This is a genomic window from Sphaerisporangium flaviroseum (assembly GCF_039537005.1).
In the GTDB taxonomy this organism is placed as follows: domain Bacteria; phylum Actinomycetota; class Actinomycetes; order Streptosporangiales; family Streptosporangiaceae; genus Sphaerisporangium; species Sphaerisporangium flaviroseum.
The window spans coordinates 265,003-289,230 of the sequence record NZ_BAAAZR010000043.1; the positions used below are offsets into that span (position 1 = coordinate 265,003).

The window sequence follows — 24,228 nt, forward strand, 5'->3', positions numbered from 1 at the left end:
TTCTCGTGCCGGGGAAACGAGTCGGGCGGCAGTTGACGCAACGGCAAAGGAGCCCAATGAAGGCAGGATTCAAAGTAGCGCTCAAGGCGGCCGTGGTCGGCGGACTGATGGCCGGAGGGGTGATCGTGCCGGCGACGACCGCGCACGCGCTGCCTTCCAACTGCAGTGACAAGTACACGTTCCACGAGTACTGGGTGAACTGCACGAGCGGAACGGGTTACTACCGCGCCAAGGTGCGGTGCTACAGAATCGGATCTTCGTCTTACACGACTCGGTACGGTACGTGGAAAAAGGTGGGCCAAGGGATCTCGATCGCCAGCTGCCAGAGCAGCGAAGAGCCCGCGTCCGGCTCGTGGGAGTTGCGCAATACAAAGCCCTGACCAGGGAACTCCAACAGTAGCCGGGTGCTGAACGTTCGCGCCGGATCCCCACCCGGCCACGGGTATCCGGCTCTGCCTCCCTGTCGAACAGCGCCTCCGTCGCCCGCTGGAACCACTTAATCGTGTACGGCCGCTCTGCCGGCAGGGCTTCGTCGTGGGATATGTCGTAAGAACGATCTCACCGCGATCAGGCGCCGATGGTATTCGCCGATTTCCGGCGCATGTGCACGCCAGGCATTGTGTCAACGGCCTGGTCGCCATTCCCGCTGCTTTCGGCGATTATCGCCGGGGCCCAATGAGATCCCAAGGAGATGACAATGGCGTCACGTAAGATCGGCCGTCGGATGGTCACCGTCGCGGCGGCATTCGGCCTGGCACTGTCGGCCACCCTGACCGTCGGCTCGCAGTCGGCCTCTGCCCTGGCCTGCGGGGGCACCGCCGCCAAAACGCCGTGGAAGTCGGGCACCACTATCTGGGGCGAGGGATACGCCGGCTCATGCAGCGGTGACTATCGCGTCATGCTCGAGCGTTCACGGTACTACGGCTGGGAGACCGTGGCGGCGTCGATCTGGATCAGGGCCAATGAGGGCACGGTGGTGACCTACAACTGCGCCGGAACAGGGACCCACACGTACAGGACCACTGTCTGGCAAAGCGGCACGGGCACGATAAAAACATCGGGAACGTTCAGGACCTCCTGCTAGCACCAGCGCCTGAGACCCTACCCGTCGCCGGTACGGGACAAGAGATGACCTTCCCGGCGGCGGTGACGAAGATGGCGAACAGCGTGATGGCGTCCGAGCGTACGTAGCCGTGGCCACGGCGCTCGGGCGCCCCGCCTTAACGGCGAGTTCGAACGCTCGTACGGCATGAGTGGCCGATCCGAGGATGTGCTTGACCTGAGCAGCTGTGCCAGGAGTGGAGGAACGCCACACCGACCGCGTAGCCGGCGACCTCGCGGAGATGGTCCTCGCCTTCGGCTCGGGCGGTTCCTTCAGGCCCACCCGTTCACCTGGACCAGGAGCGCCGACCAGATCATCAGCGTAATCGGCCGCTACCGCGCACGAATCTCCGGAGCCGAATGCTAGCGGCGCACCTTGAACCTCAGGTGTAGCACCCCTTCGCCCTGGATGACCACGTGGGGATCCTCCAGCAGATGCTGCCCATCGACGCTGCCGAAGTAGCGTTTGCCCGACCCGAACACCACCGGCACCACGTCCATCGCCACCTCGTCCACGAGGCCGGCCGCGAGGATCTGGCCGCCCACGTCGCCGGCGTTCACGGCGACGGTTCGCTCCCCGGCGAGTTCCTTGGCCTCGTCGATCGCAGCCGTCACGCCATCGACGAAATGGTACGACGCCTCGGAGTGCCAGCCCTCCGGCTTGGGCCGGTGGGACACCACGACCACGTGGTCGCCCGAGGGCGGCCGACCCTCCCAGCCGTTCACCAGGTCGAACAGGTGGCGGCCCATCACGATCGTGCCGATCGTCTCCCACGTCGAGCGGACGTACTCCGCCGATTTACGTGAGACCTTGATACCGGTTCCAGCTCCGGAATGATCGTAATCCTGGTCGGCACCTCCGGTGATCGGGGTGTCGCCGTTGAAGTACCAGTCGTGGAGTGGCCCGACGTCGTCGTTCTTGTCGGCGACGAAGCCGTCCACCGACACCACGTTGTGCATGATCACTGTGCCCATAGGCTCTCCTCGAGTCTCTTGCGCATTCGCCTCCAAATCTTGTCGCGTCCGGGGGCAACCGGGCTTGTGAAAACTCAATCGGCGGGCATCGGACCGCTGTCCGGCGGGAACCCCTGCTCGGCGGGGAAGCGGCGCCGCAGGGCCAGGTATTCCGTCGGGATGTGGCCGGTGAAGTCCTTGAACTCCCGGGTGAAGTGAGCCCGGTCGAAGTAGCCCGCCGTCTGAGCGAGGGCCGACCAGTCGACTGGACGCAGGGCGTCTACGGACACGATCGCGGTGGGAGTTCGCCGGAGCCGCGGGGGATGAGGTGGGTGGGGAGTTGGACGCGCTGGGCCGGGGGGTCGTCTCCGGACAGGCGGCGGAAGAGGAGTTCGGCGGATGTGCGGCCCAGCCCGGCGGCGTCCTGGGCGATCACGGTGATGGCCGGGGTGAGCATGTCGGCCAGTTCGAAGTCGTCGAAGCCCACGATGGCGAGGTCCAGGCCGGCTGGGTAAAGGGACCGCGGACCGGGGGCGCCCAGAGGTCGTACGGTGGCGCCGTGGTCGTCCAGGGGCCCCGTGGTCGCCCGGAGGGCTTCCAGCGCTCGCAGGGTGGTGACGGTGGTGCGGCCGTTGCCGGTGAACAGGGCCGTGGGCGGGTCGTCCAGCGCGATCAGGCGGCCCAGGTCCGCTTGGACCCGGGCCTGCTCGGGAGTGCCCATGGCGACCAGTGACTCGTCGTACGGCAGGCCCGCGGCCTCCAGCGCCTGACGGTATCCCCGAAAGCGTTCCGCGGCGGTGAAGATGGCCGCGCTGTCGCCGAGGAACGCGATGCGCCGGTGGCCGTGCGCGATGAGGTGGGCCACCCCCGACCGCGCCCCGCCGGCGTTGTCGCACAGCACGGTGTCGACGTCCAGCCCCGCCCCCGCGGGACGGTCGGCGAAGACGGCGTGGATCCCGGCGCTCAGCTCAGGGGCCAGGTACCCATGGTCGGAGCCGGCGGGCACGATGACCAGCCCGTCGACCCGGCGGGCGCAGAACGCCAGGACCAGCTTGCGCTCACGCTGCGGGTCCTCTCCGGAGGAGCCGGTGAAGACCAGGCAGTCGTTGCGGAGTGCCACATCCTCCACCGCCCGGCTCAGCCCGGAGTAGAACGGGTCGGCCACGTCCTCGATGATGAGCCCGATGCTCGCCGTGCGCCCTCGGCGCAGGACGCGGGCGCCGTCGTTCCGGCGGTAGCCCAGAAGATCGATGGCCTGACGGACCCGCTCGGCGGTCGCCGCGTTGACCCCCGGCTCGTCGTTGACCACACGGGAGACGGTCTTGAGCGCGACCCCCGCCGTGGTGGCGACGTCGTTCATCGTCGGCCGCCCTCGCCTGGTCTCTGCCACGGTCCGAATCATCGCCTATCCGAGCCGTACGTGACAACGTTGTCACCGGGGAGATGCCGGTGGGTGACGTCAAAGGCACGTTCAGGTGGCGGGGAGGGCGGTGCGGCGGTTGCCGCCGGTGGTGTGCAGGTCGGCCTCGATGCGTGCGGCCGTCGCCAGCAGCGGGGGCAGCAGGTCGCGGCGGGCGGACTCGATGGTGGTGCGGCTGGCGTGGGAGGAGATGTTCACCGCCGCCACGACCTGCCCGCTCCGGCCGCGGATGGGCGCGGCGAGGGACCGAAGGCCTTCCTCCAGCTCCTGGTCGACCATGGACCACCCTTGGGACCTGACCCGCTCAAGCTCGGCGGTGAGCGCGTCCCGCGAGGTGACCGTGCGTGCGGTGTGCCGCTCCAGCGTGGCCCCGGTGAAGTACGCCTCCAGCTCGGCGGGGGGCAGCCAGGCCAGCAGCACCCGGCCCATCGAGGTGCAATGGGCGGGGAAGCGCGTGCCGATGCTGATCGTCACCCGCATGATGCGTGTGGTGGGCACCCGGGCGACGTACACGATGTCCGAGACGTCCAGCACGGAGACCGAGGCCGATTCGTGCACCTCGGCGACCAGGCGTTCGAGGTGGGGGAGCGCCACCTCGGGAAGCGACATGCTGGACAGGTAGGCGTAGCCGAGCTCCAGCACCCGGGGGGACAGGGCGAACAGGCGGCCGTCGGTGCGGACGTACCCCAGCTCGACGAGCGTGAGCAGGAACCTGCGGGCGGCGGCCCTGGTGAGCCCGGTGGCGCGGGCCACCTCGCTGAGCGTGAGCTCCGGGCTGGTGGCGTCGAAGGCGCGGATGACCGCCAGCCCCCGGGCCAGCGACTGGACGTACTCCTCCGCCATGGTGGACCCCCTTTCCGCGGTGACCGTTATACCAGCAGTGCTACGGGCGTCAGCGGATTCCGTGCGAGTGGACCTGCCTTCTAAGCATGTTCGTCCGACGAACAGTTGTTCTCGGCACGGACGCTACTGATCGGCCGGCCGACCGGTCAACCCGTGTAACGCCGATGTTTCATGAACGTTGACGCGATCTACCGGCAGGCGTAGCTTTCACTGACACGTTCTTCTGAAGAACGCTCGTTCGCCTACCGAACATCTGACATCACTTGGAATACCCCCTTGGAGTGCTGATGCGTCGCTCCGTTCGTATCTGGCTCGCAGCCGCCCTCGTGATCCCGGCTGCGGCCTGTGGCTCCGGTTCTTCGGAGGGCGCCGGTGGTAAGGACAAGGTCACCGCAGGAGTGATCGCCATTGTGGACACGGCCCCGATCCACCTCGGCAAGGCCAAAGGCTTCTTCGACAAGCAGAACATCGAGCTTGCCATCACCCCCGTACAGGGAGGCGCGGCCGGCATCTCCGGCGCGGTCGGCGGCCAGTTCCAGTTCGCGTTCGGCAACGTCACCTCGCTGCTGACCGCCAAGGAGCAGGGACTGCCGATCAAGGTGGTCGCCAACGGCGTCTCCTCCACCGGTGAGGAGGGCAAGGACTTCAGCGCCGTGCTGGTCAAGGAGGACAGCCCGATCAAGACCGCGAAGGACCTCGCGGGCAAGAAGGTGTCCGTCAACCAGCTCAAGAACATCGGCGACACCACCATCCGGGCCTCCGTGCGCAAGGCCGGCGGCGACCCGTCGCAGGTGACGTTCGTGGAGTTGCCGTTCCCCGACGCCCCGGCGGCGCTGCAGGCGGGACGCGTCGACGCCATCTGGGTGGTCGAGCCCTTCGTCAGCCAGGCGATCTCGCAGGGAGCCCGGCCGGTCGCGTGGAACTACGCCGACGCCGCGCCCAACCTGACCGTGGCGACGTACTTCACCACCACCAAGACCGACCCGGACCTGGTCAAGCGGTTCACCGCGGCGATGAACGAGTCGCTGCGGTACGCCGACGCCCACCCTGACGAGGCCCGCGACATCCTGAAGAGCTACACCAAGATCGATCCCGCGGTCATCGCCAAGATCGTCCTGCCCAAGTGGACCACGGACATCAACCGCGAGTCCATCCAGGCCATCGCGGACGCGGCCCTCGGCGACGGCGTGCTCAAGCAGAAGGCCGACCTCGGAACGCTGTTGCCATGACCGCGTCGAGGGGATCTCGAACGGGGCGCTCCGGGTCGGTGATGACCCGGAGCGCGAAGCTGGGTCACGGCCTGGCGGGGCTGGCGTGCCTGCTGGCGGTGATGGAGGCGGTGCCCCGGCTCGGCGTCGTCGACCCGCGGTTCCTGCCGCCCGCGTCGGAGATACTCGGCGCGCTGGCGGCGGAGGTCCGTACGGCGGCGCTGTGGACGGCGCTGGGCGAGACGATCGGCGGCTGGGCCCTCGGCCTGGCCATCGCGTTCCTCACCGCCGTCCTCATCGGGGTCGTCATCGAGGTGGTCCCCGGGTTGCGGGCCGCGTCCCACTCCACGATCGAGTTCCTCCGGCCGATCCCCTCCGTGGCGCTGATCCCGCTGGCGACCCTGCTGTTCGGCGCCTCGCTCGGGTCGACGCTGCTGCTCGTGGTGTACGCCGCGTTCTGGCAGGTGCTGATCCAGGTCATGTACGGCGTCGCCGACGTGGACACGGTGGCCGACGACACGGCCCGCTCGTACGGGCTGTCGCGGTGGTCCCGGATCCGGTACGTCGTCTGGCCCACGGCACTGCCGTACATCATGACCGGGCTCAGGCTCGCCGCGGCCGTGGCGTTCATCCTCACGATCACGGCCGAGCTGGTCATCGGCAGCCCGGGGCTCGGCCTGGAGATCCAGCTCGCCCAGTCCAGCGGCGCCGTCGCCACCATGTACGCGCTGGTGGTGCTGGCCGGGCTCATCGGCATCGTCGTCAACCTGGCCGTACGCATGCTGGAGCGCCGGGTCCTCGCGTGGCATCCCTCCGTACGAGGCGAGGTGACGTCGTGACCGTGATCGAGGACGCGCCGGCGCCGGGCGCCGGGAGAAGGGCCTCGGGTGCGAAGGGATTCGGCCGCACGCTGCTCCGCGTGCTGGGCCTTCCGGTCCTGCTGATCGCCGGCTGGTGGGTGTTCAGCGTGTGGTCCGAGAGCTTCTACGTACCCACCCCGCCCCGCATCGCGCAGGCGTTCGCCGAGACCTGGTTCTCGCGGCGCCTGTTCGACGACGCCCTGCCGAGCGTCGCGCGGCTGCTCGCCGGCTACGCCCTGGCGACCGTCCTCGGCGTGGGCCTGGGCGTGCCCATCGGCCTGTCGGTACGGTTGCGCGCGGCGGCCGAGCCGGTGCTGGAGTTCTTCCGCGCGATCCCCCCACCCGTACTGGTCCCGCTCATCATGCTGCTCGCCGGGATCGACAACGGGATGAAGATCCTCGTCATCGTCTCCGGGTGCGTCTGGCCGATCCTGCTCAACACGGTCGAGGGCGTCCGGGCGCTCGACGAGATGCTCTCCGACACCTGCCGGGTGTACGGCGTGCGGGGCTGGTCACGGCTCCGCCACCTGGTGCTGCGCGGGGCCAGCCCGCAGATCATGGCGGGGCTGCGGCAGGCCCTGTCCATCGGGATCATCCTCATGGTGATCAGCGAGATGTTCGCCAGCAGCAGCGGACTCGGATTCACGATCGTGCTGTTCCAGCGCGGCTTCGCCATTCCCGAGATGTGGAGCGGAATCCTGCTTCTCGGATTGCTGGGGTTCGGGCTGTCCATGCTCTTCCGCATGCTGGAACGCCGCGTCCTTTCCTGGCATTGGAGCCACCGTGCTTGAGGTCACCGGCCTGAAGAAGATCTACGAGACCACCGGGCGGGAAGCGGTCGGCGACCTGACCTTCCAGCTCGACGCGGGCGAGCTGGCCTGCGTCGTGGGGCCCTCGGGATGTGGGAAGACCACGTTGCTCCGGTGTATCGCCGGGCTGCTCGCCCCGACGGCCGGCACGATCCGGGTCGCCGGGCGTCCGGTGACCGGCCCGCCGGACGACATGGCCGTGGTGTTCCAGGAGTACGGCCGCAGTCTGTTCCCGTGGATGACCGTCCAGCAGAACGTCGAGCTGCCGCTGAAGGAGAAGAAGCTCCCGAAGGCGCGGCGCGCTGAGCTGATCGCCGAGTCGCTCGTCGCCGTGGGCCTGGACGACGTGCCCCGGTCCTACCCGTGGCAGCTCTCCGGCGGCATGCAGCAGCGGGTGGCGATCGCGCGGGCCCTCGCGTACGAGCCGCAGGTGCTGCTCATGGACGAGCCGTTCGCCGCCGTCGACGCGCAGACCAGGGCGGAGCTGGAGGATCTGGTCCTGCGCATCTGGCAGCGGCTCGGCACCACCACGCTCTTCATCACGCACGACATCGACGAGGCCATCTACCTCGGCCGACGGGTGATCGTGCTGTCCTCCTCGCCCACGGTCGTGGTGGAGGACATCAAGGTCGACCTGCCGCCGGAACGCGACCAGCTCACCACCCGGGCGCTCCACCGGTTCACCGAGCTGCGCGGGCACGTGTACGCCCAGATCCAGCGAGCGAAGGACGCGCGGTGACGGCGGTCGACCCCATGGACGTCAGCCCGTACGGGCGCGCGGTACAGCACCATCGAAAGGGGATGTGACATGGACTTCCTTGATCCCAAGCTCTGGTCCGGATCGATCTTCGGCGCCGACGGCTGGCAGGCGTCCCGGGCCGGCGACGTGCCGGTGACCGAGCCCGCCACCGGCAACGAGATCGGCCGGGCGGGCATCGCCGGCCCCGCGGACGTCACCGCGGCGGCCGTACAGGCCGCGAGGGCCCAGCGCGGATGGGCGGCCGCCTCCTTCGAGGAGCGCGCCGGGGTCCTGCGCAGGGCCGGCCGGCTGTTCGAGGAGCATGCCGCCGAGATTCAGAGGTGGCTCATCCGCGAGTCCGGGTCGATCCCGGGGAAGGCCGGCTTCGAGACCCACGTCGCCGCGCAGGAATGCTACGAGGCCGCGGCCCTGGCCTCCCAGCCGCTCGGCGAGATCCTGCCGACCGCCAAGAAGCGGCTCAGCCTCGCGCGCCGCGTGCCCGTCGGGGTGGTCGGCGTCATCTCGCCGTTCAACGCGCCGCTGATCCTCGGCATCCGGTCGGTCGCCCCGGCGCTGGCGCTCGGCAACGCGGTCGTGTTCAAGCCGGACCCTCGTACCGCCGTCTGCGGGGGCGTCGCCATCGCCCGGGTCTTCGAGGAGGCAGGCCTGCCCTCCGGCCTGCTGCACATGCTCCCCGGCGGCCCGGAGACCGGTGAGGCGATCATCGCCGACCCCCGTATCCGCGTCGTGTCCTTCACCGGTTCCACCGGGGCCGGGCGCAAGGTGGGCGAGCTGGCCGCCCGCCACCTCAAGCGCGCCCACCTGGAGCTCGGCGGCAACTCGGCGCTGGTCGTCCTGGACGACGCCGACCTCGACCTCGCCGTCTCGGCGGGCGCGTGGGGGTCGTTCTTCCACCAGGGCCAGATCTGCATGACCGCCGGCCGGCACCTGGTCCACTCCTCGATCAAGGATGAGTACGTCGAGCGGCTGGCGGCCAAGGCCGACCACATGCCGGTCGGCGACCCCGCCACCCAGGAGGTCGCCCTCGGCCCGCTCATCGACGGCGGCCAGCGGGACAAGGTCCACGCGCTGGTCACCGGCAGCGTCGACAGCGGCGCCCGGCTCGCGGCCGGCGGCACCTACGAGGGGCTGTTCTACCGCCCCACGGTGCTCACCGACCTGACGTCGTCCGCGCCGGCGTACGCGCAGGAGGTCTTCGGGCCGGTCGCCCCGGTCATGCCGTTCTCCTCGCTGGAGGAGGCGGCGTCCCTGGCGGCCGAGAGCGAGTACGGGCTGGCGCTCGGCATCCTGACGGGCGACGCCATGAAGGGTCTGGCTCTTGCCGACCTCATCCCCACCGGCATCGTCCACATCAACGACCAGACCGTGGACGACGAGGCCGTCGCGCCGTTCGGCGGGGTCGGAGCATCCGGCACGGGATCGAGGTTCGGCGGCACCAGCGCGAACATCGAGGCGTTCACCGACACCCAGTGGGTGACCATGCAGGGTGACATCGCCCGGTATCCCTTCTGATGGTCACCGATAGGCTCCGGAGCCTATGACCCGCACCACCGCCGATCCCGGACCCGACGATCTTCCAAGGTCCGGGATCGGGCCCCCCTCCAAACCATCCCGCCGTACCACACAGGTGCTGCTCATCGCAGGTTTCGTACTCGCCTCGCTCAACCTGCGGCCCGCCCTCGCGGGGGTGTCGCCGCTGCTCAGCGAGATCATGGACGACTTCGGGCTGACCCCGGCGGCGGGCGGGGCGATCACCACGGTCATGGTGGTCTGCCTCGGCCTGCTCGCGCCGGTCGCGCCCGCCCTGGCGACCCGGCTCGGCCTGGACCGCACCCTGCTGATCGGGCTGCTCATCCTGGCCGCCGGGATCACCCTGCGCGGCGTCGGCGGCGTCGTGGCCCTGTACGCCGGTTCCGCGATCGCCGGCACGGCCATCGCCATCATGAACGTGGTCATGCCGGGCGTGGTGAAGCAGCACTTCCCCGACCGGATCGGCCTGTTCACCGGCATCTACGTCTCGGGTCTGGTGGCGGGCGCGGCCTCGGCGTCGGCGCTCATGGTTCCCATCGAGGAGCGGTACGGCTGGCGCGTGGCCGCCGGATCGTTCGCGGTGGCGGCGGTGGCGGCGGCGGTGCTGTGGGCCCCGCAGGCGTTCAAGCGGCACCGCCGTGACCGCGGCGCCGGTGGGCACAGGCCCTACGCCATGCTCCTGCGCAGGCGCGTGACCTGGTACGTCATGGCGTTCATGGGGTTCCAGTCCTTGACCTTCTACATCATGCTGGCCTGGTTGCCGACGATCTTCCGGGATGCCGGGCTGCCCGCCGCGCAGGCCGGTTACCTGCTCGCGCTGACCAACATCTCCCAGATCGCCGCCACGCTCACGGTTCCCGTGCACGCGGGGCGGGCGCGGTCGCAGGTCCCGCACATCGTGGGGGCGGCCCTGCTGACCGTCGCGGGATACCTCGGCGTGCTGCTCGCCCCGGTCACGCTCCCGTGGCTGTGGATGATCGTGCTCGGGCTCGGCCAGGGAGCCTCGATCGCGCTCGCCCTGCTGATCATCGCCCTGCGGGCGCCCGACCCCGCCTCGGTCACCGCTCTGTCGGCGGTGGCCCAGTCGTCCGGCTACCTGCTGGCGGCCCTCGGCCCCTTCGCGATCGGGCTGCTCCACCAGGTCTCCGGCGGCTGGACCGTGCCGCTGGTGGCGGGCCTGCTCACGTGCGGGGCGCAACTGGCGTTCGGCGTGCTCGCCGGGCGATCGCCGACGCCCGGCGTGCCGGCGCGGGTGCCAGGGTGAGCCGCCTGCCGTGGCCGCGAGAGCTCGTCCAGCCGGGCGCCGCCGCCGTCAGGGGTTGGTGGGGGCGAGGTCGGCGCCGATCGGGACGGCCGGGTTGAGGCTGTTGTCCACGACCATCATCTCGTAGGGGAACCGGCCGGCGCCCTTCTTCCACTGGACCCCCACGGGCTGCTGGATGGCGACGCCCGGTACGGGTCCCCGCGAGAAGTCGAGCACGCCGGACATGCCGGAATAGTTCAGCGTCCTGAGACGCGCGGCCACGGCCTTCCTGTCCCGCGGCGTGTCGACCGTCGTGAACGCCTGGTGGGCGATCTCGAACAGCGAGTACACCGAGCCGAGGGTCTGCAGCCACTGCTTGCCGCTCGCCGACTGGTAGGCCTCCGCGAACCGCTTGGCCGTCTCCCCGTCGAGGGACGACCTGTTGGGCATGTAGGGCCCCCACCAGGAGTCGGTCGCGATGTTGTTGACCAGGTCCCCGAGGGGCAGGGTGTCCGAGGGGAACAGCAGGACCTTGGCCACCGTGGCGAGCCGGGGACGGAAGCCCCGCTTGGCCGCCTGCTTCCACATCCTGTTGAAATCTGGAGGAAGCGGGGCGTTGATAAAGATCTCGCACGAGTCCCGTTCGAACTTGGAGATCATCGCCTCGAAGTCCGCGCCCTCGTTGTACGAGCCGCCGTCGACCCAGGTGTAGCCGGCCTTCTCGATGATCGGGGGCCAGGCCTCGCGGAAGGCGTTGCCGTCCGGGTCGTCGGGGAACATCCCCGCCACGACCTTGTTGGTGGACACGCGCTCCCACATGGGGACGAAGCATCCGCCGAACTGGTCGACGCCCAGGAAGAACATGGTCGTGTAGGTGAAGGGCTTGGGCTTCTTCGGGTCGGCCTGCCGGGAGAAGTACCACGCCTCCCACGGGACGACGGTGGCGACGCAGGGGATCCCCTGCTCCTCGCACACGGTGGCGACCGGGTTGGTGGTCTCGGGGGCGGAGCTGGTGAGGATCATGTCGGCGTGGTGGTGGGAGATGAGCTCGCGTGCGGCCCGGGTGGCCTGCCGGGGATCGGACAGGGTGTCCTTCACCACGATCTCGATCTGGTAGGTCTTCCCGCCGACCCTGAAGCCTCGGGCGTACGGCGGGGTCCGCCGCACGCGGTCCACGACGAAGGCGTCTCCCGAGGCGAAGCTCCCGAGTGGGCCGGACTGCGGGCTGACGTACCCAATGACGATCTTGTTGTCGTCGGCACGGGACTTTTCGCCCGACGAGCCGCACGCGCTGGTTCCTGCGGCGAGGGCTCCGAGGCCCACGCCCTTGAGTAAGGCTCGGCGCGGGAGGGACGGATCCATCAAAGCAGCCTCCGATATCCGATATGCCGTAGCCGATCGTGAAAGGGCCGGACCGCCTATGGCTGGACCGCACGTCTGGGCCATGTACGGCACGACGCGCGTCTGATTTGAGTGGTTCGAGTGACTGACGATGCTCTGTGAAGATGATTACGGATAAAGGTGCTTTGTCGCTGGTGATCGCCAATAGTGGTCACCACATCTGCCGTGCGACACCCGGTTCCCGGCGCGCGACGACGGCTCGTCCGTGCCGGTGCGCCCTCTGCGTGTCGACGGAGATGAGCCGCTGACCAGGCCTAACATCAAGCGTGATCATCTTCGCCCTGGTCCTGGCCGGTATGGTGTCCCTCACTCCCGGGGGCACGGCCTCCGGCGCCGAGGCCGGTACGCGGCCGCGCGTGGCAGCAAGAACGGTCCCCGGCGAGGGACCCGGTCCGCATCCGATCGTCATCGGTCACCGGGGCGCCTGCGCGTACCGGCCCGAGCACACCCTCCTGTCGTACGAGACCGCCGTCCAGATGGGCGCCGACTACATCGAGCCCGACCTGGTCCCCACCAAGGACCACGTGCTCGTCGCCCGGCACGAGAACGAGATCTCCCACACCACCGACGTCGCCACGCATCCGGAGTTCGCCGCGCGCCGGACCACCAAGGTGGTCGACGGCCGGAGGCTGACCGGATGGTTCACCGAGGACTTCACCCTGGAGGAGCTGCGCACGCTGCGGGCGGTGGAGCGCCTGCCCGGCCTGCGCCCCGCCAGCGCCGCCTTCGACGGACGCGCCCGCATCGCGACCTTCCAGGAGGTCGTCGCCCTCGCGCGGCGGGCCGGAGTCGGGATCTACCCGGAGACCAAACACCCGGGCTACTTCGCCTCGATCGGGCTTCCCCTGGAGGAGCCGATGCTCGCGACGCTCGACCGGTACGGCTGGCGCGAGAAGTCGGATCCGGTGTTCGTCCAGTCGTTCGAGACCGCGAACCTGCGGGCGCTGCGCGGCAGGACACGTCTTCGGCTCATCCAGCTCATGGAGGCCTCCGGGGCTCCCCGGGACCTGGTCGTCGCGGGGGACCCGCGCACGTACCGCGACCTCGCGACCCCCGCGGGGCTGCGCGAGATCGCCACCTACGCCGACGGCATCGGCGTCTCGACCCAGCTCGTGGCGCCGGTGGACGGGCATGGCGCGCTGATGGCCCCGACCACGCTGGTCCAAGACGCCCACCGTGAGGGCCTGCCCGTCCACGTCTGGACCGTCCGCCCGGAGAACTCGCAGCTTCCCGCCGACTTCCGCACGGGCGACCCGGCCGCGCCGGGTTACGCGGGCGCGCACGGCGACGTGGCCGGCTGGTTGAGGATGCTGTACGAGCTGGGCGTCGACGGGGTGTTCGCCGACGATCCGGCAACGGCGCGGCGGACCCGCGACCAGCGCGCGGCCGGCCCCTCCCCGCGTTGACGGGCGCGACGGTCTCAGGCGATTCCGTGCTGGTGGGCGAAGATGACGGCGTGGATACGGTCGCGCAGCTGGAGTTTGGCGAGGATCCGGCTGACGTGCGTCTTCACGGTGCCCTCGGCCAGGAGGAGAGCGTCGGCGATCTCCCGGTTCGACATCCCCTGGGCGATGAGCGCGAGCACGTCTCTCTCTCGTACGGTCAACACGGCGAGCGCCGTGGTGTCCGGGGCACGGGGCGCGGTGCCGACGAAATGCCGGATCAGGCGGCCGGTGACGGTGGGCGCCGCCACGTTCTGGCCGGCGGCGACCGTGCGCACGGCGCTCACCAGGTCGGCGGCCAAAGTGTCCTTGAGCAGGAATCCGGCGGCCCCGGCACGCAGTCCGTCGTAGACGTACTCGTCGAGGTCGAAGGTGGTCAGGATGATCACGTGGGGCGGGTCGTCCGCGGCCGCCGTGGCACGCAGACGGCGGGTCGCCTCGATGCCGTCGATGCCGGGCATGCGGACGTCCATGAGGACCACGTCCGGCTCGGTCCTGGCGATGACGGTGAGCGCGGCGAGGCCGTCGGCCGCCTCCCCGGCGACGGCGATGTCCCCGGTCTCGTCGAGGATCATGTGGAAGCCCGTGCGTACGAGGGACTGATCGTCGGCGATCACGACACGGATCATGCGGGTGCCTCCAGGAGGGCCGTGCCGGCCTGGACCATGACACGGATCACGCGGGCGCCTCCAGAGGGAGGACCGTGCTGACCTCGAAGCCTCCGTGGTCGCCTGGCCCGGCGTGCAGCGTCCCGCCGAGGGCGGTCACGCGCTCGGCGATGCCGCGCAGCCCGTTGCCGAAGACCGGTGGGGAATCCGGCGTTCCGGTGTCGAGCACCCGGATCCGCAGCCGGTCGGCGGCGAAGTCCAGATCCACTGTGCAGCCGCTCCCCGGGCCGGCGTGCTTGAGGATGTTCGTCAGGGCTTCCTGCACGATGCGGTAGGCCGACAGCTCGACCACGGTGGGCAGCGTGGGCGGTTCGCCGGTGACCCGGAAGTCGACCGGGGTGCCGCTGGCCCTGACCTGTTCGATGAGCTCCGGCAGCGCGGCCAGGCTCGGCTGGGGGACGAGCTCCGCCTCGGGCTCGGTGCGCACCAGGCCGAGGAGCCGGCGCATCTCGGCCAGCGAGGCCCGGCCCGTGGTGACGACGTTGGTCAGGGCGACCTGGCTGCGTTCGGGATGGCGGAGCAGCGCGGCCTGTGCGCCCTGCGCCTGGATCACCATCACCGAGAGGCCATGTGCCACGACGTCGTGGAGCTCTCGGGTGATCCGGCCGCGTTCGGTGGCCACGGCGAGCGCGGTGCGCTGCTCCTGCTCTCGTTTCAGGTCCGCGGCGCGGGCTTCCAGCGTCGCCACGTGGGCTCTGCGGGTACGGGCGTTGTCGCCGGTCGCCCACGCGATGCCGAGCAGCAGGGCCGGTATGAGGGCTTGGAAGACGCCTTGCATGATCGGGCTGTCGTTCATCTCCTTGCCGGTCAGGTACGGCTCGACGAGGGTGTACTTGCCGATACGGCCGAACATGCCGGTCACGATGGCCACGCTGAACCAGCACAGAACCGCTTGGACGGCGATGAGCGCGACCACCGAACGGCGCCTGGTGCGGGCGGTGGCGGCCAGGGTGTAGAGGGTGAGCAGGTTCACCAGGTCATGGAACAGATGCGGCAGGCCCGGCGTCCGTAGATGCGCGGCGGTGCCGATCACGGCGAACCCCATGGCGATCAGCGGCCGGCGATGGCGAGCGAAGATCGCGATGACCGTGGGCAGGCAGGCCAGCCACCACCACACGACCTGCTCCCGCCACTCCTCCATCGTGCCGAAGCGCTTGAGGATCACGTTGAACGCGGGAGCGTCGAGCCACGGCATGCCGGCACCCAGCAGGAGGCTCGCCCCGATCACCACGGCGGCCAGGCAGATGTCGAGCAGCGGCCTGCGCATGCCGATCGGCGACCCGGGGACGTGCATAGGGGGAGGGTATGCGTCTCGCGGCCGGGCGGCATCTGTCGTGAGATGTACACCGGCGCCGCCCGGACGGCGGACGCACGGCCCAGGCGGCCGGCATCTGTCGTAAGACGTACGCCGGGGTCCGCCCGATGGCAGACGCGGCCCGCAGGGCGGTCCGGACAGCCTTGAGGGCATGACTCGCAGACTCGCCTCAGTGGTCCTCGCCGCCGCGGCCATCGCGCTCTGTTCGGCCGCCTGTTCGACCGGCGGCCCGGCCCAGGCGTCGCCCACGCCCACCCCGTCCCGCGACGATGTCCAGCGGGAGCTCGCGATCAAGAAGCGGTTCGCCCAGTGCGGACGCGAGCACGGTTACCCCGCCATGCGGGACCCGGTGATCGAGAACGGCGAAGTGCACTTCCCGGCCGTGCCGGGGATGACGAAGGAGAAGATGATCGCCCTGGAGGAGATCCCGGAGTGCCGCAAGATCCTCAATGAGATGCCGTCGCTGACCGACCGCAACCGCCCCAACCCCCCCGCCGACGCCGCCACGATGCGGAAGACGCGACAGTACGCGCAGTGCCTGCGTAAGAACGGCGTTCCTGAGTTCCCCGATCCGAAGCCCGACGGCTCGTTCCCCGTCAGCGGCACCCCGCTGGAGTCCGAGATCAAACCGCCGTCGCAGCGAATGGAAGCCGCCCGCAAGGCGTGCGTCAAGTACGACACGAACCACAACTTCTCATGAAGACCACAGCGGTCGTCGCGGCCGCCGCCGTGGTCCTCGCCGGTGCCGCCGCGGGTGCGTGGGAGGTCACCCGAGAGGACCCGGCCGACGAGGCGACGGCGCCATCGGTGGCCGTGACCTCGGCGGCGGTGAGCCGCTCCGACATCGTCTCCCGCATCCAACTCGGCGGCGTGCTCGGATACGACGGCTCGTACACCATCGTCAGCCATCTGCCCCCCGGCGTGGTCACCGCCACACCCCGGCCGGGCTCGGTGCTCAAGCGCGGTTCCCGCCTGTTCGCCGTCGGCGCGAACCGCGCCTGGCTCATGTACGGCCCCGCCCCCGCCTATCGGGACTTCACCGCGGGCATGACCGACGGCGCGGACGTCAAGGCGCTGGAACGCAACCTCGCCGCCCTGGGTATGGACCCCCACCACTGGATGACGGTCGACCGGCACTTCACCGCGGCGACGGCGGCGGCGATCCGCCGCTGGCAGGCCGCCCATGGGGTGCCGGCCGCCTTCCGCACCGGCCGGCTGGACCTGGGTCAGGTGGTCTTCCTGCCCGGGAAGATCCGCGTCGGCCAGATCCCCACCGGCTCCGGCTCGCAGGCCGGGCCGGGTACCACGATGCTGAAGGCCACCTCCACCGCCCAAGTCGTGCGGGTCGCGCTCACCACCGACCGGCGGTCGCAGGTGCACCGGGGCGACTCGGTGCGGGTCACGCTCCCCGGTACGACCCGCGCCATCAAAGGAACGGTACGCACGGTGGGCAAGGTCGCCACGGCGGCGGACCCGAACTCCGGCCCGGCCACCGTCCAGTTGACGATCACGCTGGTCAAGCCGGGTAAGGCCGTCGCCGGTCTCGACCTTGCTCCGGTCCAGGTCGACATCGTCAGCTCCCGGAGCCGGGGCGTGCTGACGGTTCCCGTCACGGCGCTGCTGGCCCGGCCCGGCGGCGGCTACCAGATCGCCGTCCTCGACGGCTCCGCCCGCCGGCTCGTCAAGGTGGAGCCGGGGCTGTACGACGACGACGCGGGCGCCGTCGAGGTGGCCGGCGACGGGCTGAGCGAGGGAACCCGGGTGGAGGTGCCGGTGTCATGAGCGACGTCGTCCTGTCCTTCGAAGGGGCGGTGAAGACCTATCCCGGCACGCCGCCGGTCCACTCGCTGCGCGGGGTCGACCTGACCGTCCGCGCCGGGGAACTGGTCGCGGTCGTCGGCCCCTCAGGTTCCGGCAAGACCACCCTTCTCAACCTTGCGGCGGGACTGGACCGTCCCACCGGCGGATCCGTCGAACTCGCAGGCCGGCCCATCGAGACGCTCTCCGACCGGGAGCTGTCGGGGCTGCGCGCGCACACGCTCGGCGTGGTCTTCCAGCAGTTCTACCTGCTCGACCACCTGACGGCCACGGACAACGTCGCCACCGGGCTGCTCTACCGGGGCCTGCCGGCCCACCGCCGCCGGGCCGCCGCCCTGGCCGCCCTCGATCGCGTCGGCGTCTCCCACCGCGCCCACCAGTCGACCCGCACCCTGTCGGGTGGGGAACGCCAGCGGGTCGCCATCGCGCGGGCCCTCGTCGGCCGGCCCGCCCTGGTGCTCGCCGACGAGCCCACGGGCAACCTCGACAGCGTCACCGGCGACCAGATCCTCAGCCTGCTCCGCGACCTGAACGCCGATGGAGTCACCTTGCTCGTCATCACGCACGACCCGCATGTCGCGGCCATCTGCACCCGCCAGGTGGAGATCCGCGACGGCCTCGTCGGCGCGGGCACCGGGCCGGACGCCGGATGAGCGCCCTCGGATCACCGGCCGAGCCGGCCGGACGCCAGGTGAGCGCGCTGCGGTCACGGGTCCATCCGTCCGACCTGCTGCCGCTGGCGACCACCGGCCTGCGCAGCCGGCGCCTGCGCACCGCCCTTTCCATCCTGGGCATCGCCATCGGCATCGCGGCGATCGTCGCGGTGCTCGGCATCACCCGCTCCAGCCAGTCGGAGTTGCTCACCCGCATCGACCGCCTGGGCACCAACCTGCTCACGGTCGCCAACGGGACCACCATCGCCGGTGACGAGTCCCGGCTCCCCTCGACCGCCGGGATCAGCAGCGCCCGCACCGACGGCGTCCAACGCGTCACGGCCACCGCCACGCTGGAGGACGCCACGGTCTTCCGTACCGACCGGATCCCCGGCACCAACACCGGCGGGCTGGAGGTACGTGCCACCGAGTCCAGCCTGTTGGACACCTTGGACGGCCACCTGGCCGCCGGCGTCTTCCTCAACGCCGCCACCAGCCGGTACCCGGTGGCGGTCCTGGGCCACGAGGTCGCCGCCCAGCTCGGCATCGCCCACCTTGACCCCGCGACCCGCGTCTGGATCGAGGGACGGGACGGAGCGGGAAAGGGGCGGTGGTTCACCGTCGCGGGCATCCTGCGGCCGCTGGAACTCGCCCCCGAGATCAACCGGGCCGCCCTGATCGGCATGCCGATCGCCGTCGATCACTTCGGCTACGACGACCACCCCACCCGCCTCTACCTGCGCGCCGACACCGATGACGTCGTCCAGACCGCCGACCTGCTCGCCCGCGCCGTCAACCCCCAGGCCCCCGACACCGTCACGGTCAGCCGTCCCTCCGAGGCCCTGGTGTCCCGCGTCCTGGTCGCCGAGTCCGGCACCACGCTCCTGCTCGGCCTGGGGGCGGTCGCCATCCTGGTCGGTGGCATCGGCATCGCCAACGTCATGGTCATCTCGGTGCTGGAACGCCGCACCGAGATCGGGCTGCGCCGGGCGCTCGGCGCCACCCGCCGGCAGATCGCCGCCCAGTTCCTGCTGGAGTCGCTGCTGCTCGCCACCCTCGGCGGCCTCACCGGTATCGCACTGGGGGCCCTCGTCACCTACGCGGCCGCGCTCAACCGCGGCTGGCAGCCCGTCATCCCCTCCGCGGGCATCGCCGCCGGGCTCCTCGCCGCCGTGGCCATTGGCGCGCTCGCCGGACTTTATCCGGCCACCCGAGCGGCCCGCCTGGCACCGACCGACGCCCTGCGCGCCGTCTGATCTCCGTGCGCCGGCCGGACGGGGACCGGCCGGCCCCGGGCGAGCGGGGCTAGACCAGAACCTCCTCGTCCATCTGCCGCAACTCGTCGGCGTAGCTCACCGAGACCCGGCGCATGACGCCGTCGTCGCTGATGGAGTACTGACCAAGACGCCACAACGGGGGAGAGTAGGCGTGGATCGACACGCTGCCCTCGGTGTGGCCGTTGATCCGGTGGATGTGGTCGGGCCCGAACGACAGCGACTCGCCCTCGGAGACGTAGGTCTCCAGGTGGGCGCCGCCGATGCGGGGGTTGGACTCCTTGAGCTGCCCGCTGATCACGCGGACGGCCCCCGAGGAGATGTCGTGGTCGTGCCACCCGGTGTCGTCCTCGGGGCGCCAGCAGAGGAGCCAGATGTCGACGTAGGAATCGCGGTAGAGCGACGCGTAGTGGCGCCCCTGCCCTTCCTCGTCGAAGCGGACATGGTGCGACCACAGCTCGGGACGCTTCTCCAGGTCCTCCACGAGTGCGCGCAGTTCGCGCTTGTCGAGAAATCTGCCAGGCAGTGATTCCCAGCTCATCTGGGCACGGCTCCTTCCATGTTGAGCAGGCGCATTGGATTGACGACCGACATGGTGCGTGCGGCGGCCTCACCGAGGAGGGCCTGGGCGGGCGCCGCGTAGGGACGGTCCGAGCCGAGCACCACGACCTCGACCCCGACCGCCCGCGTGATCGCGTCGATGGCCTGGTGGCCGTACGAGGAGGTCTCCAGGAAGGCGTCGGGGTCCACGACTCCCCTCTCGGAACCGCCCCGCGTGATGAAGCGCTCCACGTGGAGAGGCGCGAGGCCGCCGAGCAGCGCGAAGCAGACGCGCAGGCGGGGGTGGCGCGGACGGCCGAACGCCCGGAAGGCGTACCAGGAGGCGTGCATCTGCTGGACGTACGGCACGACCGCGGCCCACCACGCGGGGGCGCCGGGCGCCGAGGCCGGCCCCGGATGGACGAAGAGCGGGAGATCGCGCTCTTCCAGCAGGTCGAGCACGGGAGCGACCCTGGCGAAGTCCCGCGCGTCCAGAAGGCTGGTGGCCGGGAGCTGGAGGCCGACGAAGCCGCGGTCGAGCTCACGGGCCGTCCTGGCGGGGTCGATCTCGCTGACGCAGGTGGCGGCCCACGCGCGGAATGACGCGGGCAACTTCAGCGCGTCGTCGTGGTAGGCGCTGATCAGCGGCCACGCGTCACCGGGCGGCAGGTGCTCGATGCCGAGCGGGCTGGACAGCGAGACGAGTGCCAGGTGGAGGTCCTGGTTCAGCGCGAGCCGGTGATCGAGGTCATGGTCGAGGGGGTTCGCCGCGAAGGGCTCCTCACCGTCGAGGAACAGTGTCCAGCCGTCGAGGAACGGCGGGGTCACGCGCGCCCGCAACGCGTCGACGAAACCGGACGTCCATATGTGCTGGTGCACATCGATGCTCACCGCGACCACCTCCTCATCTTCGACTCTACCCGACAATTCCTATCGTCATTATCGGGTATAGCTTGGGATCCCTCGTGAAACGTTTCACTGATACGTTTCAGTGAACCGCTTCACAAGGGTTTCGTCAACGGTCTGTCCAGAGCTCGAGACGACGCCGGCTCCTCTCCAGGAGGGGATTCCGCATAAGCTGGGCCGATGCCGCGTTCCCAGCCACGCAAACGGGCGACGATCCGCGAGGTGGCCCAGGCGACCGGCCTGTCGCCCGCGGCCGTCTCCTACGCACTACGTGGCCTGCAGGTCTCCGAGGAGACCATCGAGCGGGTGCGCCAGGCCGCGGCCGAGCTGGGATACGAGGCCGATCCCATCGCCAGGGCGCTGGCCAGCGGGCGCACCGGCATGATCGGCCTGCTGTGCGGGTCGCTGGAGGACCTGTGGCAGCAGTCGCTGGCCTTCGGCATCGGGCGGGCCCTGCGCGACAAGGACCGGTACGCGCTCATCCTCGACGCCGCGGGCGACCCCGCTCGTGAGCGCACCCTGGCCCGTCAGCTCCGTGACCAGCGGGTCGACGGGCTGATCGTGCAGCCGGTCGACCCGGCGGCGCCGCTGTGGGCCCAGCTCGCCGAGACGCTGCCGGTGGTCGCCATCGGCGACGCGCTGATCGACGCGCGGACGGCCGGCGAGGTGGTGTTCGACAACCGCCGGGGAGTCACGCTCGCGCTGGAGTACCTCCGCGACAAGGGGCACCGCCGCATCGCCGTCCTGACCCCGACCCGATCGAGCACCCCCGACCGGCCCGCCGACGTCCACGTCATCGCCGAGGCGAACCGCCTCGGGCTGGACATCGACGTCATGACCGCGCCGCACGGGCTGGCCGCCACGACAGAGGTGGCCCGCGCCATGCTCAGCGGCGCCTCCCGGCCCGGCGCGGCTTTCTGCTTCTCCGACTCCATCGCCTACGGCGTGTACGCGGCGGCGGCCGAGCTGGGGCTGCGCGTGCCCGACGACATCTCGGTCATGGGGTACGACGATCACCCGATGTCAGGCCTGCTCACCCCTGGCCTGACCACCGTCAACTGGGACATCGACGGCATCGTGCGGGCCGCCGTGCGGCTGGTGGTCGCGGCGGCGGACGGGCAGCACCGCAGGCGGAGGATCATCCAGGCCCCCGAGCTGCGGGAGCGCGGATCGGTCAGTCGTCGTTGAGGCCGAGGAGCATGTCGAGGAGCCAGCTGATCACGCCGACCAGGATCGCGCCCAGGAAGGCGGCCCAGAAGCCGCTCACGTGGAAGGGCAGCTCCAGTTGCTCGGCGATCCAGCTCGTGAGCAGCAGCAGGAGCGCGTTCACCACCAGCGCGAACAGTCCCAGCGTCAGCACGTAGAACGCGCAGCCGAAGGTCTTGATGATCGGCTTCAGCACGGCGTTCACGAGACCGAATATGAGCGCGACGGCGATGAGCGTGCCGGCGGTCTTCGCCGTGGTGGACCCGGAGACGGTGATCCCAGGGATGAGCTGGGTGGCCGCCCAGAGCGCACCGGCGACGACAAGGATCTTGAGGACGATCTTCACGCTCATGATGGTCGCATGGGTCACGGTGGCAGCGGTAGGGCCGTAGGGCCTCGGCCGTTTGGTCGCGGGGCCGGTGAGAGGTCGAAAAGCGGGGGAGTGTTCCCTTGAGGGGTGAGGCATTCGCGGACCGAAGGGAGCAGACCATGACACGCGCGATCACGTTGCGCTCGCGGCCCGTCGGGTGGCCGACCGAGGACAACTTCGAGTTGGTCGAGGTGGAGCTTCCGCCACTGCGCGAAGGCCAGATCCTCGTGCGCAACCTTTTCATGTCCGTCGACCCCTACATGCGCGGGCGCATGAACGAGGGGGAGTCGTACGTGCCGCCCTTCGAGGTCGGCGAGCCGCTCCAGGGCGGTGCCGTCGGAGAGGTGGTCGAGAGCCGGGCTCCGGAGTTCGAGATCGGCGACACCGTCCTGCACAACTACGGCTGGCGCGAGCACGCCGTCATGGACGCGTCGGAGGCACAGAAGATCACGCCGCTGCCCGGGGTGCCGCTGTCCGCGTACCTCGGCGTGCTCGGCATGCCGGGCCTGACGGCCTACGTGGGCCTGCTGGACATCGCGGCCTTCAAGGAGGGCGACGCGGTGTTCGTCTCGGGTGCCGCCGGTGCGGTCGGCAGCGTGGCGGGGCAGATCGCCCGTCTGAAGGGCGCCTCCCGGGTCGTCGGCAGCGCCGGGTCCGAGACCAAGGTCAGGTACGTGATCGACAAGCTGGGCTTCGACGACGCCTTCTGCTACAAGGCGAACGGGCCCGTGGTCCAGCAGCTCAGGCGTGCCGTGCCCGACGGGATCGACGTCTACTTCGACAACGTCGGCGGCGAGCACCTGGAAGCGGCGATCGAGGTCTCCCGCCGCTATGGGCGGACCGCGATGTGCGGGGCCATCTCCACCTACAACGACCCCGAACCGCCGCCGGGCCCGCGCAACCTGTTCCAGGTCATCGCCAAGCGCCTCACGCTGCGTGGCTTCATCGTCAACGACCACGCGGACCGGATGCCCGACATGATCAAGGAGATCGGCCAGTGGCTCCAGGAGCGCCGGATCACCTTCGAGGAGACCGTCGTCGAAGGGCTGGAGAACGCCCCGGCGGCCTTCCTCGGCATGCTGCGCGGGGAGAATCTCGGCAAGATGATCGTGCGGCTTGTCTGATGTGCATATCCCCCCGAGTGGGGGGAAAGGGGCCTTAAAGGGGGTGAGCGCAAATGGACCAGGACGAGCTGCAGTCGCTGTCGCCCAAGGAGCTCCACGACAGGGCGGTGCGCTACGCCGTGGCGCACGGCGACTTCGGCTTCCTGTGGAAACTGCTGACCGTGATCCCGGCCGCCGAGGCCGCGAGCGGGCACTCCGACGAGGCGGCCAACGACCTCAGCCGGGTCTCGGCGCTGCTCAGTGATGCCATGGCGTCTGGTGAGGGCGAGCTCGGCGAGGCGCTGCGCCCGGTGTACATCGCCTATCTCTCCGAGCACCCGGACGCCTGAACCGGCGCGGCCGGCTTTAGGCTCCAGATATGGCATTGGTGAGTGTGGAGCGTACAGATGACGGCTTCGTGGCGCGCAACGACCGCGGAGCGGAGATCGCCCTGGGCGGCGGCGACGAGGAGGGTGTGTTCACCCCCGTGGAACTACTGCTGGTCGCGGTGGGAGGCTGCAACATCGTGACGGTCGAGCCGCTCACCGCTCAGCGCGGTCACCGGCTCGTGCGGCTGGCGATGACGGTGCAGGCGGAGAAGATCGAACCCACCCTGCTCGGGCCGGTCACCATCACCTACGACGTCGAACTGCCCGAGGGCGACGCCAAGGCGGACGAGGTCTTCCGCGCGGTCGCTCACCGGGTGCACGAGCGGCACTGCACGGTCAGCCGGTCCCTGGAGAAGGGCACCGAGGTCAAGGTCGAACTGCCTGAATAGCCACTTGCGCCTGCGGGTCCGACCGT

General features: G+C 70.1%; 27 protein-coding genes. 17 read left to right on the forward strand and 10 right to left on the reverse strand.

All coding sequences use genetic code 11. From position 1 onward, the window contains the following. Positions 1-56: 56 nt before the first annotated feature. Together ABD810_RS36030 and ABD810_RS36035 are read left to right on the forward strand one after the other, a co-directional pair. Positions 57-380, forward strand: a complete 324-nt coding sequence (locus ABD810_RS36030; protein ID WP_344951555.1) for a hypothetical protein — start codon at positions 57-59, stop codon at positions 378-380. A gap of 317 nt (positions 381-697) precedes the next feature. Then, positions 698-1,084, forward strand: a complete 387-nt coding sequence (locus ABD810_RS36035; protein ID WP_344951558.1) for a hypothetical protein — start codon at positions 698-700, stop codon at positions 1,082-1,084. A gap of 380 nt (positions 1,085-1,464) precedes the next feature. Here ABD810_RS36035 and ABD810_RS36040 read toward each other — a convergent pair whose 3' ends face one another. The 4 genes from ABD810_RS36040 to ABD810_RS36055 all read right to left on the reverse strand — a co-directional run bounded on the left by ABD810_RS36040 (position 1,465) and on the right by ABD810_RS36055 (position 4,318). Further along, on the reverse strand, positions 1,465-2,076 hold the full coding sequence (locus ABD810_RS36040; RefSeq protein WP_344951561.1) for a dihydrofolate reductase family protein: 612 nt from the start codon (positions 2,074-2,076) through the stop codon (positions 1,465-1,467). 74 nt (positions 2,077-2,150) lie between these two features. Continuing rightward, entirely contained in the window at positions 2,151-2,345 is a 195-nt protein-coding gene (locus tag ABD810_RS36045) for a hypothetical protein (RefSeq protein ID WP_344951564.1), read from the reverse strand. Continuing rightward, on the reverse strand, positions 2,336-3,445 hold the full coding sequence (locus ABD810_RS36050; protein WP_344951567.1) for a LacI family DNA-binding transcriptional regulator: 1,110 nt from the start codon (positions 3,443-3,445) through the stop codon (positions 2,336-2,338). The genes ABD810_RS36045 and ABD810_RS36050 overlap by 10 nt, the downstream gene beginning before the upstream one ends. Before the next feature lie 81 nt (positions 3,446-3,526). Then, positions 3,527-4,318 (reverse strand): IclR family transcriptional regulator, encoded by a 792-nt coding sequence (locus tag ABD810_RS36055; RefSeq protein WP_344951570.1) that lies wholly within the window; start codon positions 4,316-4,318, stop codon positions 3,527-3,529. A 287-nt stretch (positions 4,319-4,605) separates the two neighbouring features. Between ABD810_RS36055 and ABD810_RS36060 the strand changes: the two genes are divergently transcribed. The 6 genes from ABD810_RS36060 (at position 4,606) to ABD810_RS36085 (ending at position 10,749) form a co-directional block, all read left to right on the forward strand. Next, entirely contained in the window at positions 4,606-5,547 is a 942-nt protein-coding gene (locus tag ABD810_RS36060; protein WP_344951572.1) for an ABC transporter substrate-binding protein, read from the forward strand. 41 nt (positions 5,548-5,588) lie between these two features. Continuing rightward, the gene (locus ABD810_RS36065) at positions 5,589-6,365 is read left to right on the forward strand and encodes an ABC transporter permease (protein ID WP_344951575.1); all 777 of its coding nucleotides are present in this window, start codon (positions 5,589-5,591) and stop codon (positions 6,363-6,365) included. Between the two features lie 5 nt (positions 6,366-6,370). Continuing rightward, positions 6,371-7,177 carry an ABC transporter permease gene (locus ABD810_RS36070; RefSeq protein WP_425567022.1) on the forward strand — a complete coding sequence of 269 codons (807 nt, stop codon included), beginning with the start codon at positions 6,371-6,373 and terminating at the stop codon, positions 7,175-7,177. Further along, entirely contained in the window at positions 7,170-7,934 is a 765-nt protein-coding gene (locus tag ABD810_RS36075) for an ABC transporter ATP-binding protein (RefSeq protein WP_344951579.1), read from the forward strand. Before ABD810_RS36070 ends, ABD810_RS36075 begins: the two co-directional genes overlap by 8 nt. Before the next feature lie 69 nt (positions 7,935-8,003). Next, on the forward strand, positions 8,004-9,467 hold the full coding sequence (locus ABD810_RS36080) for a benzaldehyde dehydrogenase (RefSeq protein WP_344951581.1): 1,464 nt from the start codon (positions 8,004-8,006) through the stop codon (positions 9,465-9,467). Positions 9,468-9,492: 25 nt separating this feature from the next. Next, on the forward strand, positions 9,493-10,749 hold the full coding sequence (locus ABD810_RS36085) for a CynX/NimT family MFS transporter (protein ID WP_344951584.1): 1,257 nt from the start codon (positions 9,493-9,495) through the stop codon (positions 10,747-10,749). A gap of 48 nt (positions 10,750-10,797) precedes the next feature. Here ABD810_RS36085 and ABD810_RS36090 read toward each other — a convergent pair whose 3' ends face one another. Next, positions 10,798-12,090: an ABC transporter substrate-binding protein gene (locus tag ABD810_RS36090; RefSeq protein ID WP_344951587.1), complete on the reverse strand. Its 1,293-nt coding sequence runs from the start codon at positions 12,088-12,090 to the stop codon at positions 10,798-10,800. A gap of 305 nt (positions 12,091-12,395) precedes the next feature. Between ABD810_RS36090 and ABD810_RS36095 the strand changes: the two genes are divergently transcribed. Further along, positions 12,396-13,535, forward strand: a complete 1,140-nt coding sequence (locus tag ABD810_RS36095) for a glycerophosphodiester phosphodiesterase (protein ID WP_344951590.1) — start codon at positions 12,396-12,398, stop codon at positions 13,533-13,535. A gap of 14 nt (positions 13,536-13,549) precedes the next feature. Here the strand turns inward: ABD810_RS36095 and ABD810_RS36100 are convergent, their stop codons facing one another. After that, positions 13,550-14,200 (reverse strand): response regulator, encoded by a 651-nt coding sequence (locus tag ABD810_RS36100; protein WP_344951592.1) that lies wholly within the window; start codon positions 14,198-14,200, stop codon positions 13,550-13,552. Positions 14,201-14,246: 46 nt separating this feature from the next. Next, a complete protein-coding gene (locus tag ABD810_RS36105) occupies positions 14,247-15,533 on the reverse strand; it encodes a sensor histidine kinase (protein ID WP_344951595.1) in 1,287 nt (428 codons plus the stop codon). A 172-nt stretch (positions 15,534-15,705) separates the two neighbouring features. On the opposite strand from ABD810_RS36105, the gene ABD810_RS36110 reads away from it, so the two are divergent. The 4 genes from ABD810_RS36110 to ABD810_RS36125 are packed head-to-tail and all read left to right on the forward strand — an operon-like array spanning position 15,706 to position 19,281. Then, entirely contained in the window at positions 15,706-16,254 is a 549-nt protein-coding gene (locus ABD810_RS36110) for a hypothetical protein (RefSeq protein WP_344951598.1), read from the forward strand. After that, positions 16,251-17,336 (forward strand): peptidoglycan-binding protein, encoded by a 1,086-nt coding sequence (locus ABD810_RS36115; RefSeq protein WP_344951601.1) that lies wholly within the window; start codon positions 16,251-16,253, stop codon positions 17,334-17,336. The genes ABD810_RS36110 and ABD810_RS36115 overlap by 4 nt, the downstream gene beginning before the upstream one ends. Next, positions 17,333-18,025 carry an ABC transporter ATP-binding protein gene (locus tag ABD810_RS36120; RefSeq protein ID WP_344951603.1) on the forward strand — a complete coding sequence of 231 codons (693 nt, stop codon included), beginning with the start codon at positions 17,333-17,335 and terminating at the stop codon, positions 18,023-18,025. The genes ABD810_RS36115 and ABD810_RS36120 overlap by 4 nt, the downstream gene beginning before the upstream one ends. Continuing rightward, complete coding sequence (locus ABD810_RS36125; RefSeq protein WP_344951606.1) at positions 18,022-19,281, forward strand: ABC transporter permease; 1,260 nt, start codon at positions 18,022-18,024, stop codon at positions 19,279-19,281. The genes ABD810_RS36120 and ABD810_RS36125 overlap by 4 nt, the downstream gene beginning before the upstream one ends. A 49-nt stretch (positions 19,282-19,330) precedes the next feature. Here the strand turns inward: ABD810_RS36125 and ABD810_RS36130 are convergent, their stop codons facing one another. Beyond that, on the reverse strand, positions 19,331-19,840 hold the full coding sequence (locus ABD810_RS36130) for a cysteine dioxygenase (protein ID WP_344951609.1): 510 nt from the start codon (positions 19,838-19,840) through the stop codon (positions 19,331-19,333). Next, a complete protein-coding gene (locus ABD810_RS36135; RefSeq protein ID WP_344951612.1) occupies positions 19,837-20,730 on the reverse strand; it encodes an amidohydrolase family protein in 894 nt (297 codons plus the stop codon). Before ABD810_RS36135 ends, ABD810_RS36130 begins: the two co-directional genes overlap by 4 nt. Before the next feature lie 195 nt (positions 20,731-20,925). On the opposite strand from ABD810_RS36135, the gene ABD810_RS36140 reads away from it, so the two are divergent. Further along, positions 20,926-21,933 carry a LacI family DNA-binding transcriptional regulator gene (locus tag ABD810_RS36140; protein WP_344951614.1) on the forward strand — a complete coding sequence of 336 codons (1,008 nt, stop codon included), beginning with the start codon at positions 20,926-20,928 and terminating at the stop codon, positions 21,931-21,933. Here ABD810_RS36140 and ABD810_RS36145 read toward each other — a convergent pair. Beyond that, a complete protein-coding gene (locus tag ABD810_RS36145; RefSeq protein ID WP_344951695.1) occupies positions 21,920-22,297 on the reverse strand; it encodes a phage holin family protein in 378 nt (125 codons plus the stop codon). The two genes, ABD810_RS36140 and ABD810_RS36145, sit on opposite strands and share 14 nt — an antisense overlap. Before the next feature lie 143 nt (positions 22,298-22,440). Here ABD810_RS36145 and ABD810_RS36150 point away from each other — a divergent pair, with 143 nt between their 5' ends. The 3 genes from ABD810_RS36150 to ABD810_RS36160 are packed head-to-tail and all read left to right on the forward strand — an operon-like array spanning position 22,441 to position 24,202. Next, positions 22,441-23,445 carry an NADP-dependent oxidoreductase gene (locus ABD810_RS36150; RefSeq protein ID WP_344951617.1) on the forward strand — a complete coding sequence of 335 codons (1,005 nt, stop codon included), beginning with the start codon at positions 22,441-22,443 and terminating at the stop codon, positions 23,443-23,445. A gap of 53 nt (positions 23,446-23,498) precedes the next feature. After that, the gene (locus ABD810_RS36155) at positions 23,499-23,774 is read left to right on the forward strand and encodes a hypothetical protein (protein WP_344951620.1); all 276 of its coding nucleotides are present in this window, start codon (positions 23,499-23,501) and stop codon (positions 23,772-23,774) included. Positions 23,775-23,818: 44 nt separating this feature from the next. After that, positions 23,819-24,202, forward strand: coding sequence for an OsmC family protein (locus ABD810_RS36160; RefSeq protein WP_344951623.1), 384 nt, complete (start codon positions 23,819-23,821; stop codon positions 24,200-24,202). Positions 24,203-24,228 lie beyond the last annotated feature (26 nt).

Excerpts from the sequence above, each read along its gene's own strand:
- ABD810_RS36065 (WP_344951575.1), top strand. The coding sequence starts at position 5,589 with ATGACCCGGAGCGCGAAGCTGGGTCACGGCCTGGCGGGGCTGGCGTGC.
- ABD810_RS36040 (WP_344951561.1), bottom strand. The coding sequence starts at position 2,076 with ATGGGCACAGTGATCATGCACAACGTGGTGTCGGTGGACGGCTTCGTC.
- ABD810_RS36105 (WP_344951595.1), bottom strand. The coding sequence starts at position 15,533 with ATGCACGTCCCCGGGTCGCCGATCGGCATGCGCAGGCCGCTGCTCGAC.
- ABD810_RS36115 (WP_344951601.1), top strand. The coding sequence starts at position 16,251 with ATGAAGACCACAGCGGTCGTCGCGGCCGCCGCCGTGGTCCTCGCCGGT.
- ABD810_RS36150 (WP_344951617.1), top strand. The coding sequence starts at position 22,441 with ATGACACGCGCGATCACGTTGCGCTCGCGGCCCGTCGGGTGGCCGACC.
- ABD810_RS36155 (WP_344951620.1), top strand. The coding sequence starts at position 23,499 with ATGGACCAGGACGAGCTGCAGTCGCTGTCGCCCAAGGAGCTCCACGAC.
- ABD810_RS36100 (WP_344951592.1), bottom strand. The coding sequence starts at position 14,200 with ATGATCCGTGTCGTGATCGCCGACGATCAGTCCCTCGTACGCACGGGC.
- ABD810_RS36120 (WP_344951603.1), top strand. The coding sequence starts at position 17,333 with ATGAGCGACGTCGTCCTGTCCTTCGAAGGGGCGGTGAAGACCTATCCC.
- ABD810_RS36060 (WP_344951572.1), top strand. The coding sequence starts at position 4,606 with ATGCGTCGCTCCGTTCGTATCTGGCTCGCAGCCGCCCTCGTGATCCCG.
- ABD810_RS36080 (WP_344951581.1), top strand. The coding sequence starts at position 8,004 with ATGGACTTCCTTGATCCCAAGCTCTGGTCCGGATCGATCTTCGGCGCC.
- ABD810_RS36030 (WP_344951555.1), top strand. The coding sequence starts at position 57 with ATGAAGGCAGGATTCAAAGTAGCGCTCAAGGCGGCCGTGGTCGGCGGA.
- ABD810_RS36055 (WP_344951570.1), bottom strand. The coding sequence starts at position 4,318 with ATGGCGGAGGAGTACGTCCAGTCGCTGGCCCGGGGGCTGGCGGTCATC.
- ABD810_RS36110 (WP_344951598.1), top strand. The coding sequence starts at position 15,706 with ATGACTCGCAGACTCGCCTCAGTGGTCCTCGCCGCCGCGGCCATCGCG.
- ABD810_RS36130 (WP_344951609.1), bottom strand. The coding sequence starts at position 19,840 with ATGAGCTGGGAATCACTGCCTGGCAGATTTCTCGACAAGCGCGAACTG.
- ABD810_RS36085 (WP_344951584.1), top strand. The coding sequence starts at position 9,493 with ATGACCCGCACCACCGCCGATCCCGGACCCGACGATCTTCCAAGGTCC.
- ABD810_RS36090 (WP_344951587.1), bottom strand. The coding sequence starts at position 12,090 with ATGGATCCGTCCCTCCCGCGCCGAGCCTTACTCAAGGGCGTGGGCCTC.
- ABD810_RS36035 (WP_344951558.1), top strand. The coding sequence starts at position 698 with ATGGCGTCACGTAAGATCGGCCGTCGGATGGTCACCGTCGCGGCGGCA.
- ABD810_RS36125 (WP_344951606.1), top strand. The coding sequence starts at position 18,022 with ATGAGCGCCCTCGGATCACCGGCCGAGCCGGCCGGACGCCAGGTGAGC.
- ABD810_RS36140 (WP_344951614.1), top strand. The coding sequence starts at position 20,926 with ATGCCGCGTTCCCAGCCACGCAAACGGGCGACGATCCGCGAGGTGGCC.